The sequence below is a fragment of the Halosaccharopolyspora lacisalsi genome (assembly GCF_014137975.1).
In the GTDB taxonomy this organism is placed as follows: domain Bacteria; phylum Actinomycetota; class Actinomycetes; order Mycobacteriales; family Pseudonocardiaceae; genus Halosaccharopolyspora; species Halosaccharopolyspora lacisalsi.
In genome coordinates, this window is the sequence record NZ_JACGWZ010000001.1 from 132,931 (window position 1) to 145,945 (window position 13,015).

General features: G+C 69.4%; 13 protein-coding genes and 1 tRNA gene. 5 read left to right on the forward strand and 9 right to left on the reverse strand.

Annotation, left to right across the window (positions count from 1 at the left end):
* Positions 1–119 precede the first annotated feature (119 nt).
* The 4 genes from FHX42_RS00655 to FHX42_RS00670 all read right to left on the reverse strand — a co-directional run bounded on the left by FHX42_RS00655 (position 120) and on the right by FHX42_RS00670 (position 4,745).
* The gene (locus FHX42_RS00655; RefSeq protein ID WP_220479645.1) at positions 120–1,091 is read right to left on the reverse strand and encodes a ribose-phosphate diphosphokinase; all 972 of its coding nucleotides are present in this window, start codon (positions 1,089–1,091) and stop codon (positions 120–122) included.
* Between the two features lie 37 nt (positions 1,092–1,128).
* Positions 1,129–2,637 (reverse strand): bifunctional UDP-N-acetylglucosamine diphosphorylase/glucosamine-1-phosphate N-acetyltransferase GlmU, encoded by a 1,509-nt coding sequence (gene glmU, locus FHX42_RS00660; RefSeq protein ID WP_182542147.1) that lies wholly within the window; start codon positions 2,635–2,637, stop codon positions 1,129–1,131.
* A 228-nt stretch (positions 2,638–2,865) separates the two neighbouring features.
* Positions 2,866–4,560: a GGDEF domain-containing protein gene (locus FHX42_RS00665; RefSeq protein ID WP_328795818.1), complete on the reverse strand. Its 1,695-nt coding sequence runs from the start codon at positions 4,558–4,560 to the stop codon at positions 2,866–2,868.
* Positions 4,561–4,674: 114 nt separating this feature from the next.
* Positions 4,675–4,745, reverse strand: a tRNA-Gln gene (locus FHX42_RS00670).
* Between the two features lie 354 nt (positions 4,746–5,099).
* On the opposite strand from FHX42_RS00670, the gene FHX42_RS00675 reads away from it, so the two are divergent.
* The gene (locus tag FHX42_RS00675) at positions 5,100–6,071 is read left to right on the forward strand and encodes an acyl-CoA desaturase (RefSeq protein WP_182542148.1); all 972 of its coding nucleotides are present in this window, start codon (positions 5,100–5,102) and stop codon (positions 6,069–6,071) included.
* 195 nt (positions 6,072–6,266) lie between these two features.
* Positions 6,267–6,863, forward strand: a complete 597-nt coding sequence (locus FHX42_RS00680) for a TetR/AcrR family transcriptional regulator (RefSeq protein WP_220479646.1) — start codon at positions 6,267–6,269, stop codon at positions 6,861–6,863.
* 13 nt (positions 6,864–6,876) lie between these two features.
* On the opposite strand, the gene FHX42_RS00685 is transcribed toward FHX42_RS00680, so the two are convergent.
* Positions 6,877–8,118 (reverse strand): PP2C family protein-serine/threonine phosphatase, encoded by a 1,242-nt coding sequence (locus FHX42_RS00685; RefSeq protein ID WP_182542150.1) that lies wholly within the window; start codon positions 8,116–8,118, stop codon positions 6,877–6,879.
* A gap of 179 nt (positions 8,119–8,297) precedes the next feature.
* Here FHX42_RS00685 and FHX42_RS00690 point away from each other — a divergent pair, with 179 nt between their 5' ends.
* Together FHX42_RS00690 and FHX42_RS00695 are read left to right on the forward strand one after the other, a co-directional pair.
* On the forward strand, positions 8,298–8,663 hold the full coding sequence (locus tag FHX42_RS00690; protein ID WP_182542151.1) for an STAS domain-containing protein: 366 nt from the start codon (positions 8,298–8,300) through the stop codon (positions 8,661–8,663).
* A 100-nt stretch (positions 8,664–8,763) separates the two neighbouring features.
* Positions 8,764–9,222 carry an ATP-binding protein gene (locus tag FHX42_RS00695; RefSeq protein ID WP_235986869.1) on the forward strand — a complete coding sequence of 153 codons (459 nt, stop codon included), beginning with the start codon at positions 8,764–8,766 and terminating at the stop codon, positions 9,220–9,222.
* An 84-nt stretch (positions 9,223–9,306) separates the two neighbouring features.
* Here the strand turns inward: FHX42_RS00695 and FHX42_RS26145 are convergent, their stop codons facing one another.
* Both FHX42_RS26145 and FHX42_RS00705 read right to left on the reverse strand, forming a co-directional pair.
* Entirely contained in the window at positions 9,307–9,681 is a 375-nt protein-coding gene (locus tag FHX42_RS26145; protein WP_235986870.1) for an alpha/beta fold hydrolase, read from the reverse strand.
* Positions 9,682–9,876: 195 nt separating this feature from the next.
* Positions 9,877–10,233, reverse strand: coding sequence for a hypothetical protein (locus FHX42_RS00705; RefSeq protein WP_182542154.1), 357 nt, complete (start codon positions 10,231–10,233; stop codon positions 9,877–9,879).
* A 123-nt stretch (positions 10,234–10,356) separates the two neighbouring features.
* Between FHX42_RS00705 and FHX42_RS00710 the strand changes: the two genes are divergently transcribed.
* Complete coding sequence (locus FHX42_RS00710) at positions 10,357–10,884, forward strand: TetR/AcrR family transcriptional regulator (RefSeq protein ID WP_182542155.1); 528 nt, start codon at positions 10,357–10,359, stop codon at positions 10,882–10,884.
* A gap of 175 nt (positions 10,885–11,059) precedes the next feature.
* Here FHX42_RS00710 and FHX42_RS00715 read toward each other — a convergent pair whose 3' ends face one another.
* Both FHX42_RS00715 and FHX42_RS00720 read right to left on the reverse strand, forming a co-directional pair.
* Positions 11,060–11,590, reverse strand: coding sequence for a thioesterase family protein (locus FHX42_RS00715; RefSeq protein ID WP_182542156.1), 531 nt, complete (start codon positions 11,588–11,590; stop codon positions 11,060–11,062).
* Between the two features lie 89 nt (positions 11,591–11,679).
* Entirely contained in the window at positions 11,680–12,846 is a 1,167-nt protein-coding gene (locus FHX42_RS00720) for a PQQ-dependent sugar dehydrogenase (RefSeq protein WP_182542157.1), read from the reverse strand.
* Positions 12,847–13,015 lie beyond the last annotated feature (169 nt).

Consider the following 13,015-nt stretch of genomic DNA (forward strand, 5'->3'; position numbering starts at 1 on the left):
TCGCGCGAAACCCGGAAATCCGGGTTTCGCGCGAAATCGGGTAACCCTCGTGTCGCCGACGGCGGCCGCGTGCTCCGGGCCGCCGGCGCCACGTTCGTGCCGGTTTCAGGTGCGTCGGCTCAGGAGTGGCCGTCGAACAGGCCGGTCACCGACCCGTCCTCGAACACCTGGTGGATGGCCCTGGCCACCAGCGGCGCGGCCGAGAGCACGGTGAGGTTGTGGAACCGGCGTTCCTCGGGGATCGGCAGGGTGTTGGTCAGCACGACCTCGCGGGCACCGCACGAGGACAGTCGATCCACCGCCGGGCCGGACAGCACGCCGTGCGTGGCGGCGATGATCACGTCGGAGGCGCCGGCCGCCAGCAGCTGCTCGGTGGCCTTGGTGATGGTGCCGCCGGTGTCGATCATGTCGTCGACCACCACGCACAGCCGCCCCTCCACGTCACCGACGACGCGGTTGGCCACCACCTGGTTGGGCTTGGTGGGGTCGCGGGTCTTGTGGATGAACGCCAGCGGGGTCCCGCCGAGGTTGTCCGCCCACTTCTCGGCCACGCGCACCCGGCCGGAGTCCGGGGAGACCACGGTGATGTCCCGGTCGCTGTGGTTGTCCCGGATGTAGTCCGAGAGCACGGTCTGGGCGAACAGGTGATCCACCGGACCGTCGAAGAAGCCCATGATCTGGTCGGTGTGCAGGTCGACCGTCAGGATGCGGTCCGCGCCCGCCGTCTTGAACATGTCGGCCATCAACCGCGCCGAGATCGGCTCGCGGCCCTTGTGCTTCTTGTCCTGACGCGCGTAGCCGTAGAACGGCACGACCGCGGTGATGCGCTTGGCACTACCGCGCTTGAGCGCGTCCACCATGATCAACTGCTCCATGATGGCGTCGTTGATCGGCTGGGAGTGCGACTGGATGACGAACGCGTCGCAACCGCGTACCGACTCGTCGTAACGAACGAAGATCTCGCCGTTGGCGAACTCGTAGGCGGCTTGCGGGGTGACCGTCACGTCGAGTTGTTTGGCCACCTCCTCGGCAAGATCAGGGTGGCTGCGGCCGGAAAAGAGCTTGAGACTTTTTTTCGGCGTGGCGGACATGGCACTCACGGTCATGGTCCCTCCCCGTTGACGCCCGTCAGGGGGCGTGGCTCGTCGGATTGGTGGTTGTCTCGCCCAGCGCACGCTGTGCGGCCTGGTCTGCGGCGGTGCCGGGACGGCGCTTGGCCACCCAGCCCTCGATATTGCGTTGTCTCCCACGCGCGACCGCCATGGCGCCGGGGGGCACGTCGTCGGTGACCACCGATCCTGCTGCGGTGTACGCACCGTCACCGACGCGCACCGGAGCGACGAACATGTTGTCCGCGCCGGTACGGGCGTGGGACCCGATCACTGTGTGATGCTTGGCCACGCCGTCGTAGTTGACGAACACCGAAGCGGCACCGATGTTGCTGTGCTCCCCGATGGTCGCATCACCGACGTAGCTCAGATGCGGAACCTTGGTTCCCCGTCCGATATCGGCGTTTTTGACCTCGACGAACGCGCCCACCTTGCCGTCGGGGCCCAACCGGGTTCCCCGACGCAGGAAGGTGAAGGGGCCGGCGGAGGCACCGGCGGCGACCTCGGCGCCCTCGCCGTGGCTGCGGACGACGCTGGCACCCTCGCGGACCGCGCAACCGGTCAGCGTCGTGTCCGGTCCGACGACCGCGCCGGTTCCGACGGTGGTTCCGGAGCGTAGTTGAACTCCCGGCTCCACCACCACGTCGGGGGCCAACTCGACGTCGCAGTCCAGCCACACGGAGGAGGGGTCGGTCACCGTGACGCCCTCGCGCATCCAGTGCAGCACCAGCCTGCGGTTGAGCTCGGCACCGAGCTTGGCCAGCTGCACGCGGTCGTTGACGCCCTCGACCAGCCACGGGTCGTCGCACACCAGCGCACCGGCGGCGTGGCCGTCAGCGCGGGCGATGGAGACCGCGTCGGTGAGGTAGAGCTCACCCTGCGCGTTCTCGGTGGACAGTCGCCGCAGCGCGTCGTCGAGGAACGCGGCGTCGAAGGCGTACACCCCGGAGTTGATCTCCCGCACGGCCGCCTGCTCGGCGGTGGCGTCCTTCTGCTCCACGATGCCGGTGATCCGGCCGTCGTCGTCGCGCAGCATCCGGCCGTACCCGGTGGGCTCGTCCACCACGGCCGTCAGGACGGTCACCGCGTTGCCTGCCGCGCGGTGCTCGGAGAGCAGCTTGCTCAGGGTGGTGGCGTCGAGCAGGGGAATGTCCCCGTAGGTGACGAGCACGGTCCCGCTGTCGGCGCGGGTCAACCGGGACAGCCCGCACGAGACGGCGTGCCCGGTTCCGAGCTGCTGTTCCTGCACGACCGTGTCGACCTCGCGCCCGAGCGCTTCCGCCAGCTCCGACAGCTGCTCGGTGACGGCTTGTCTGCCGTGACCGACCACCACGGTCAGTTCGTCGGGCTCGACGCCTGCCGCGGCACGGACCGCGTGTTCGACCAGGGGTCTGCCGGCCAGGGTGTGGAGCACTTTCGGTGTGGCCGATCTCATGCGGGTGCCCTCGCCGGCGGCCAGCACGACGGTGCTGACGGGCTCACGGGGCACGTCGTCCGAAGGCGGCCGGGCAGTTGTGCCCTGGAGCATCGATGCTCTCCCTCGGTGTCGAGCGGGTACGACGCCGCTTCGCCGGTGTCTCACCGGCGGGCAGGCTCAACGGTGAGCTACTGCCGTGGCGTCCGAACGGGTGAAGGGTAACGGGCTGGACGGCGTCGGGGACCGGTGCCCCGTCGAGGGACACCGACCCCGACGGCTTCCGATGGTACCGAGCATCGCTCGTGCGCACCCGTACTCGAGGAGTGTTCCGGTCTCCGCTCAGACGGCTTCCGGGGGGACCCACGCGTGACCGGCGGACGGTGTCTGATCACCCGACAGCGCCACGACGCTGTTGCCGCCCCCGCGTTTGGCCCGGTACATCGCCGCGTCGGCGCGGGCCAGCACCTCGACGTTGGTTTCCTGCGGGCGCATCGTGACCACTCCGATGGACAACGTCACACCGCGGGACACCGCCATCGGCAGCTGGCCGACCGCGTCGACGGTGCGCCCCAGCGCCGCGTCGGCCTCGGCGAGCGTGACCGTGGGCAGCAACACCACGAACTCGTCACCGCCGTAGCGGGCGACCATGTCGTCACCGCGCAGGGTGTCTCGCAGGGTCCGGGTCACCACTCGGAGCACCTCGTCGCCCTCCGCGTGCGAGGAGCGGTCGTTGACGGTCTTGAACCCGTCGAGGTCGACCAGGGCCACCGACAGCGGCTGCGAGTCCGACTGCTCCAGGAGCTTGTCGAGGTTGCGGTCCAGGGCGCGCCGGTTGGGCAGGCCGGTCAACGGGTCCTGGAGCGCCTGCTGGCTGATCGCGCCGTGCTCGCGGCTGAGCTGCGTGTTGGCCAGCCGGGTCTTGAGCGTGTTCATGCGGGTCTGCCGCATCTCCCACAGCTCGTCCTCCAGCTCGCGGGCGTAGTCGCGCCAGGAATCGCTGCCGACGTCGTCGGTGAGGTGGGCGTACTCGCGGGTCAGCGAGATTCGCAGGGTCGGTTCGGCGGCGTCGTGCCCCAACCGGTCGCGGGTCTCGGCGAGGACCTTGACCGCTTCGTCGGTGCGGTGGGTGCGGTGCAGGCAGCGGGAGAGCGCGAGGACGACGATGACCTGCTCGCCGGCGTGCAGGGAGGACTCCGGTGTCTCCAGGTTCTCCAGGAACTCCAGGTGCTCGGGGCCGGGGGCGGCCAGCGCGCGGGCTGCCCCGAGCACCGGTATCTGCTCGGCCGCCGACTTGTCGGCCCTGCGGGGGAACAGCGACTGGTGCCACGGCTCGTTGATGGCCGTGGCCAGGTCCGCCGCGGTGTGGAAGCGGTCGACGGCGGCCTCGGCGTCCCCGAGCCGTTCCAGCCGCAGGCCCCAGCCGATCAACATCCGGCACCGGTTGATCATGTGGACGGTGATCTCGTGCGGTCCACCGCTTTCCCTGATCCGGTGATGGGCGCGGGCCATGATGTCGTTGGCCATGTCGTAGATGCCCAGCTGGGTGAGTATCACCCCGATGTCGATCAGGGCGGTGGCCAGCAACCGCTCCCAGGAGCGGCGACCGAGCGTGGCGTCGGGGATCAGCTCGTCCTCCAGGATCGCCAGCCCCTCGGCGAGCTCGGTCAGCGCGTTGTCCTCGCTGCCGGCCGCGAACGCCTGCTTGCCCCGCAGCGCGTAGGCGTCGGCCTGGAGCACGAGCAGACCGTGCCTGCGCGTGTGGTTGAGCAGTTCGTCGAGCAGCTCGCCCGCGTTGCCGACGAGCTCGGGATTGCTCAGTCGCAAGGCGACGCAGTGGCGGATGAGCTGGGCGACGACGCGGGGTTCGCCGCGTCGTCGAGCCTCGCGGAGTAGCTCGTCCGCCTCGTGGAGGCTGGAGGACCATCCGCGGGATCCGCTGTGCTGGCCCACGGCGTTGAGTTCACGCGCACGACCCACCAGCCACGCGTCGGACATCTCGCCCAGCGTGGTGGCCGTCTCCTCGTGTAGCTCCACCGTGTGGTCGTGCAGCGACGCACACCCCCTGCCGACGTACCTGTGCCGACGTCCTCGTTCGGCCGCGGGTCACGACCGCCCAACTCGGCGAGCTGCTCGGTCGACGATCGACCGCTCCGCCGCCAGGATTCGAACCTGGACCTTCGGAACCAAAATCCGAGGTGCTGCCCTTACACCACGGCGGACCGCACGACCTCGACATATCGACATCGGCGCTCCACCGTCGAAGCCTACCGAATGCGGTACCTCGTTGTCGTACAGCGACATGGTGCCATGCTCGTTCGGCGGGTTTGACCTCGGCCGTGTCGGAGAGCTCCACAACGGGTATGACACGCCCGTGTGCACATGACACGCCGTCATCGCGCGCGGGGGTCGTGACCTCCCGGAGCGACATAACCTACGCTGTCGTAGGTTACGGTACCGTAGGCTTGGGTTGAACCCTTGAGGTGAACGAGGCCGTACCGACCGTCCGGCGGTCGGGATCGTGGCTCGCGGACGGCTACCGTTACCACCTCCCGAACCAGTTGAGGTAGTAGAGCATGACCACAGCGACAAGCAACGCTTCCCAGGAGGCGTCCCACACCGGTTCGAAACCGAAACCGAAACCGCTCACCATGGGTGAGCGTCCCCGGATCGCGCAAGTGCTGGTGTACTTGTTCGTCCTCGTACCACTCGTGGCGCTGATCGCCGCCGTGCCCGCGGCCTGGGGCTGGGGGCTGGGCGTGGTGGACATCTCGCTGGCCGTGGCCTTCTACGTGATCAGCGGCCTCGGCGTGACGGTGGGCTTCCACCGGTTGTTCACCCACGGTTCCTTCAAGGCCAACCGCTTCGTGAAGTTCGGCCTGGCGATCTCCGGGATGTTCTCGGTGCAGGGTCCGGTGATCACCTGGGTCGCCGACCACCGGCGGCACCACGCCTACTCCGACCGCGAGGGCGACCCGCACTCGCCGTGGCGGTTCGGCAATTCGGCCTCGGCGCTGGCCAAGGGATTCTGGTACTCCCACATGGGTTGGTTGTTCGAGCGCAACCTGACCAACTCCGACCGCTTCGCTCCCGACCTGATCAAGGACAACGGGCTGCTGCGGGTGAACAAGCTGTTCCCGGTGTGGACGCTGGCGAGCTTCGCCCTTCCCGCCGTGCTCGGCGGTCTGATCACCTGGTCCTGGTGGGGCGCGCTGACGGCCTTCTTCTGGGCCGGACTGGTGCGCGTGTCGGTGCTGCACCACATCACCTGGTCGGTGAACTCGATCTGCCACATGATCGGCGAGCGGCCGTTCAAGAGCAGGGACAAGGCGGCGAACTTCTGGCCGCTGGCGATCATTTCCTTCGGCGAGTCCTGGCACAACTCGCACCACGCCGACCCGACCTGCGCCCGACACGGCGTCCTGCGCGGGCAGCTCGACATCTCCGCCCGGACGATCTGGGCGTTCGAGAAGCTCGGCTGGGCCTGGAAGGTGCGCTGGCCCAACGAGAAGAGGTTGGCCCGCATCGCGGCCACCGAGCAGGCGTAGGGGTTCTTTGGAACGGTCACCTGTCGGTACGCGTGGGAGGTGCTCGTTTCCGGGAGGAATCGGGCACCCCCACGGCCCCGTGGGGTCAACGTTTGTCGAGCGCATAGGGTGGCCGGAATGGCGGCACGGCGACGGGCACGAGGCGCGGCCGATTCGAACCGGCGCACGGGCAAACGACGTGCTTCACGGGTGCGGATGACGGGGGAGGAGCGGCGCCAGCAGCTGCTCGACATCGCACGTGCCCTGTTCGCGGAGAAGGGCTTCGACGGCGCCTCCATCGAGGAGATCGCCCACCGCGCCGACGTGTCCAAGCCCGTGGTCTACGAGCACTTCGGCGGCAAGGAAGGCATCTACGCCGTGGTCGTCGACCGCGAGATGCGCAACCTGCTCGATCTGATCGTCTCGGCGCTGTCGGCCGGCCATCCCCGTGAGCTCCTGGAGCAGGCGGCCTGCGCGCTGCTGGACTACATCGACACCTCCACCGACGGCTTCCGCATCCTGGTGCGGGACTCGCCGGTGGCCAGCACCACGGGCACCTTCTCCAGCCTGCTCAACGACATCGCCAGCCAGGTCGAGCACATCTTCGGCCTGCAGTTCAGCGCCAAGGGCTACGACCCGAAGCTCGCGCCGCTGTACAGCCAGGCCCTGGTCGGCATGGTCGCGCTGACCGGGCAGTGGTGGTTGGAGGTGCGCAAGCCCAAGCGGGACGAGGTCGCCGCGCACCTGGTCAACCTCGCCTGGAACGGGCTGTCCCACCTGGAGCACAAGCCCGAGATTCACATCCGCAAGTAGGGCGGCTCGGCGGCTAGGACCCGTCGCCCCGTTCCGCGGTCTGCCTGCTCAGCACGAGCAGCGCGATGTCGTCGTCGACGGCGGCGGACCCGACGAGCCTGCCCATCACCGAGGCGCAGACGGACTCGGCAGGGGCAGCGGTGACCTCCTTGCTCAGGAGCTCCAACCCGTCGTCGATCGAGCTGCCACGGCGCTCCACGAGGCCGTCGGTGTAGAAGCAGACCGCCGCACCGGGGGGCACTTCGAGGAAACTCGTCCGGCGCGACCGGTGAGCGATCCCGAAGCCGACGGGCGGGTCGACCGCGATGTCGGCGAGCGCGGCCGATTCGGCGGGGAGGGCCCGCACCGGCGCGGGATGCCCCGCCAGCGAGAGCCGCAGTTGGTTCGTCGAGGGATCGAAGATCGCGTAGGCGACGGTGGCCATCGCGCGGGTCTCGAAGTGAGTGGCCTTCCGGTCGAGTTTGCCGAGCGCCTGGCCCGGGTCCTCGGTTTCCAGGGAGTAGGCCCGCAGAGCACTGCGCAGCCGGCCCATCACGACGGCGGCGGAAAGTCCCTGGCCCACCACGTCGCCGACCACGATGCCGATCCGACCGGTGGGGAGCGTGAACACGTCGTACCAGTCGCCGCCGACACCGGTCCCGTCCCCGGGAACGTAGCGGGCGGCGAGCGTGGTCCCCGCCACCTCGGGGAGCTGGTCGGGAAGGAGGCTGCGGTGCAGTGCCGCGGCAGCGGCCCGCTCCGCACGGGACGTGTTGGCTTTGGTGGCCAGCGCGATCCGATCGGCCACGAGCTGGAGCAGGTGCATGTCGTGGTCGGTGAAGCGGCGAGCCGTGAACGCGCCCACGTGCAGCACGCCGACAAGCTCCCCGCTGGTCAGCATCGGTATCCCGAGCAGCGAACTGACGCCCTTTTCCCAGAACAGGGGATTGACCACAGTGGTGCTGTCGACTTGGTCCAGCACGAGCGGTTGCTTCCGCTGCGCGACGGTTCCGGCGAAGCCCTTCCCGACCGGAATGTGGATGCCCTGGCGGACTTCCTCCTCGATACCGACCGCAGCGGTGGCGACCAACTGTTGACGCTGGTCGTCGTGGAGCAGGACCGTGGCCGTGTCGACGTTCAGCAGCCCCCGCACCCGCTCCAGCAGTTCGTGGAGAAGTGCCTCGAAGTCAAGACGAGCGAGCGCGGTGTCGGTCACTCTCGTGATCTGGTGCAAACGATCTTCGGCATCGTCCGTCGAGTCGACTGAGTTCGACATGGCTCAAGCATAGTCGTGGGATTTTCCCCGCCACCTTCGTCCTGCCCGTACCGGGTCGATCCGGTACCGCTGATTCGCGGTGGAGCGCTCGACCGCGGCGCGCGCCGCGGCGCTCTCACACCGACGACGGGGATCACCGGAATTTTGCCAAATGGTTATCAACCGAGCAGCATGGAAGCATGAGCGCTTCCGCACACTCGCACGAGTCCGGCGAATCCATGAGTGTGGCCATCGAGAGGGACGAGCGAACTCTCGTTGTGAAGGTGTCCGGTGAGATCGACCTGGTCACATCGCCACAGTTGGAGCAGGAGCTGACGCGGGTGCTGGAGGAGCGTCCCGAGGTGCTCGTGCTCGACATCACCCGAGTCACCTTCCTGTCCTCGGCGGGCCTGGCCGTGCTGGTGAGCACGAACCAGCATGCGGGTGAGCGCACCCGCTTCCGCGTCGCCGCCGACGATGCGGTGACGTTGCGGCCGATCCAGCTGATGGGTTTGGACAGCGAGTTCCCCGTGTATCCCTCCATGAAGGAGGCTGTAGCGGCCTAGGTCCGAACCGCCGCACGTCGTCGGCGGACGGGGGCCTGGGCGCTGCTGCTCAGCTCCACACGGCCCGAGGGGCACACGGACGTTAGGTGAGCGATTCGGCATGGACACCGACCGAGCCGATCAAACCCGCTCGTGCGAAGGCGAGCCCCTTGATACCTCGACCACGGGGGTGGAGCACCGGGCGGTCCCTGCCAGTGCCGATCGGTTACCGGCATTGCGGTGTGTTCTGGCGGACTGGGCAACCCGGGTGGGCCTGAGCGCCGACAGCGTCGAAGCGCTCGGTCTGGCCAGTTATGAAGCCATGGCCAATGTGGTCGAGCACGCTTACACCGACGGAGAGGGTGAGCTCGATCTGACCGCGGTGCTCCTGCCCGCCGAGAACCGGGTGCGAGTGACCGTGTCCGACCGGGGCGCGTGGACCACTCCTCCCGCTCAGTCCGACGTGCGGAAAGGCCGCGGTCTGCCGCTGATTCACCACTTGGCCGAGGAGGCCGAGGTCATCGCCGTTGCGGACGGCACGATGGTGCGCATGTGGTGGTCGATCCCCGCCGCGGGGTGAGGTGAATCGGTCACCGGAGGTGCGCGGGCCCGAGCGGGACGAGGTCGCCGCGCACCGCGCCGTGCTCGGTCCGCGCGATCGGAGTCATGGCGCCGCGCCGGTGGTCGTGCTCGTGGCGGTGCTCCGCGAGCGGTCGGCCAGGATGGCGGTCTCGTCGGCGATGGTCGTCCACAGCGCGGTGGGCATGAAGTGCCCCATGCCCGGGTAGGACACGAGCCGGGCTCCGGGGATGGCCTTCGCGGTCGCGTGCGCCGCACCGACGCGCAGCACGGGGTCGCTCTCGCCGTGGAGCCCGAGTGCGGGGACGCGGATGTCGGCGAGGTCTCCGCGGAAGATCGTCGCGTTCGCCTGCCGCGGGGAGGCGGTGGGATCCAGCGGGGGGCGATCGTGGGAGAGCTCGGTCAGGCCGCGCACCAGCTCCTCGTCGAACGGGTGGGTGTCCGAGTTGAGCACGCGCATCACGGCGACGATCGCCTCGACGAAACCCTCGCGACTCCTCCCGTCGGCCGTCCCCCTGGCTGGGGGGCAGCAGCCGGAGAACGTTGGCGAAGTCGAAGTGGCGGACCATGATCGTCCTGCTGTTTCCGGGGGCGGCGGCCATCGACGTGAGGCTGTCGACCCGGCCCGGGTGCCGCAGCGCGGCGTGCTGAGCGATCATGCCGCCCAGCGAGCCGCCGACCAGGTGTGCCGACTCCAGCCGAGCGCGTCCAGCACGGCCATCGCGTCCTCGACCATGTCGGCGCTGGTGTGGGCGCGGTCGCCCGCCGAGAACAGGGTTCTGACCGGGTGCTGGGGCTCGTGCGAGTGAAAGTGCGTGGACAGCCCCGAGTCGCGGTTGTCGAACCGGGCGACGTGGAAGCCCCGTTCGGCCAGCGCCGCGCAGAAGTCCTCCGGCCACCACACCATCTGACACATGTTCCCCGTGGTCAGCAGGAGCGGTTCTCCTTCGGGGGAGCCGAAGGTTTCGCAAGCGAGTTCGACCTCGCCGTTGCGGGCCCTGCGGAGGGTCATGGCTCCTCCTCTGCGAGTACACCGCACTGGGTTTTGAGGCAAACAAGTGAGTACGGTGTACGCGACTCGATGATCGGGCGGGTGAGGTCACGAACGCACCTTCGCCGGGGCGACAATGGTGCGGTGTCCGACGGCGTGATCTGGCTTCGCCAGGAACAGCCCGCGCGGGGTCCGCGGCCGTCCAGGAGCAGGGCCGAGATCGTGGCGGTGGGTGTCGGGATCGCCGACGTCGAGGGGGTCGACGCCGTCTCGATGCGCCGGGTGGCCTCGGAGGTGGGCCTGGGCGCCATGTCGCTGTACCGCTACGTCTCCGGCAAGCACGACCTGCTCGATCTCATGCTCGACGCCGTCGCGGCGGAGTACGAGCTCCCCGAGGCTCCGCCGGGGGACTGGGAGGCGGATCTGCGTGGTGTGCTGCACCAGTCGCGCCGGATCATGCACCGGCACCCGTGGGTTCCCCAGCTGGCGATCACGCGTCCCGACTACGGTCCGAACAGCCTGCGCTACCGCGAATTCTGCCTCGCCGCGCTGCGACCGGCCGGACTCGTCTCCGGATCGGGACTGGAGGCGCTCGCCCTGATCAACGCGTGCGTTTCCGCGTACGTGGCCAACGAGGTGGCCGAGCAGCAGGAGTCGGGGGCGGACCGGTAGGAGCGCCGAGCAGTGGCGGGCGGCGACGGCGCGCTACCTGAACGGCGTCGTGGAGAGCGGGGAGTCCCCGTTGGTGTCCCGGGCGATCTCCGAGGGCGGCGCGGCCCCGGACGCCGACGCGCGGTTCGAAGGCGCCGTCGACAAGCTGCTCGACGGTCTCGTGCGCTGAGCGGCCCTACTCCGACCGGGTGGCGTGGTCGTGGGCGGACTTGCTCCAGTCGGCGACCCAGTCCGGCAGCTCCGGGCGCTCGACGGACGCGGGCAGCAGGTCGAGCAGCTGATCGGGGGAGACGCGCTCGCCGTCGCGGCCCAGGAAGCGCGCCTGGATCACCGCGCTGGTGGCCGTGCGTCCTCCGGACAGCACGCGGTGCTGCAGGTAGAGGTGCCGCTCGTCCCAGCCGAGCACGCGGGTCTCGACGTGGAAGCGCCGGAACGGTCTCAGCGAGCTGCGGAACGAGGCCGTCTCCGCCTTCACCACCGCGTACCAGCCGCGCTCGCGCAGCCTCGACATCAGGCCGGAGCGAAGCATCAGGTCCATCCGGGCCAGGTCGAAGATCGAGAAGTAGACCCCGTTGTTCATGTGCCCCAGCAGGTCGAGGTCACCCGGCAGCACCCGGAACGGGGTGATCGAGGGGCCGAGGGGGCGAACCCGGGGCCACAGACTGCTGCGCAGCACCAGCGCGATCAGGCGTCCCAGCATGTTCATACGGTGTCCCCTTCCGGTCCGTTCCGGCCCATAAGTTACTCACAAGTAGGACCGTTGCGGTGAAGGGGGCTCGCCTCCCGTGACGTGCCTTACCGCCGCGTCACGCGCAGGAGCTCGTCGTCGTCGCCGTTGCTGGTGGTGATGTAGAGCGCGCCGTCGGGCCCCTGAGCGGCGGCGCGCAGGCGGCCGTGGGTGCCGTCGAGCTCGGCGGGGATCGAGACCTCGCGCACGCTCGCGTCGTCGGCCAGGTGGAACAGCAGAACCTTGCGGCCCTTCAACGCGGTCACCGCCAGCGCCCCGTCCAGCGGCCCCCATCGCGGCCCGGTCAGCACCGTCGCGTCGCAGACGGCCTCGGTCTCGCCGCCCGACGTCCACAGCGCCGGGACGGCGTCGGGGAACTGCTTCAGGTCGGTCATCGGAACCGATTCGTCGTAGAAGCCGGTGCGCCCTCCGCTCGACGGGTCCCAGCCGTAGTTGCCACCGGCCACCAGCGGGTTGAGCTCGTCGTCGACGTCCGGGCCGTGCTCGGCGACGAGCACCCGCCCGTCGCGGCGAACGGCGATCCCCTGCGGATTGCGGTGGCCGTAGGTGTGGATCAGGCGCGTGGCGGGGTCGGGGGAGTCGAGGAACGGATTGCCGGGCAGCGGACGGCCGGTGTCGAGGTTCAGACGCAGGACCTTGCCGCCGAGGCTGGACAGGTCCTGGGCGATCTCGGGACGCGCGGTGTCGCCGGTGGTGACCAGGAGAGCACCGTCGCGGGCCAGCGCGGGGCGGCATCCCGAGTGCCTGCCGCTCGGGTTCACCGGCAGCCCGGTCACCAGCGGACCGACGCGCCGCGCGCTGCCGCCGTCGGCCGACAGCCGCCAGGTGATCAGTCGAACGTCGACGGCCCGGCCGCCGACCTGGTGCGTCTGGCAGGTCACGAACCGCCGGTCGCGGGCGAAGCCGGGGTGCACGAGCAACCCCATCAGGCCGCCTTCCCCCGCGGCCAGCACGTCGTCGAAGTTCGCCCGCACCGGCCGGACCCGTCCGCCCGAAACCAGGGCGAGCCGACCGGGGCGCTGCGTGACCAGCGTGGAACCGTCCGGCAGGAAACCGACGTCCCACCCGTGTTCGAGTCCGCCGGCCACCACCTCGACGCGCAGTCCACCCGAGGTGGTCCTGCGGGGCCGCGCGGCACCGCGTCCGTTCGAACCGCTGCACCCGGCCAACAACAACCCGCCCGCCCCGGCCAGCAGCCCACGCCGCGTGATCATGCCCACATTCTTCCAGTGTCCGCCGGTTCGCGACACGTGTTCGCAATGCGGACACGCATTCACTCGGTGAACGGGCCGTTTTGGCACTCACACCGCCAAAACGGTCCGTTCACCGCGTTCGCCGGGCGGCACGCTCGGGGTGCAGAAGCGATGTGGGCGCGGGGTCGTA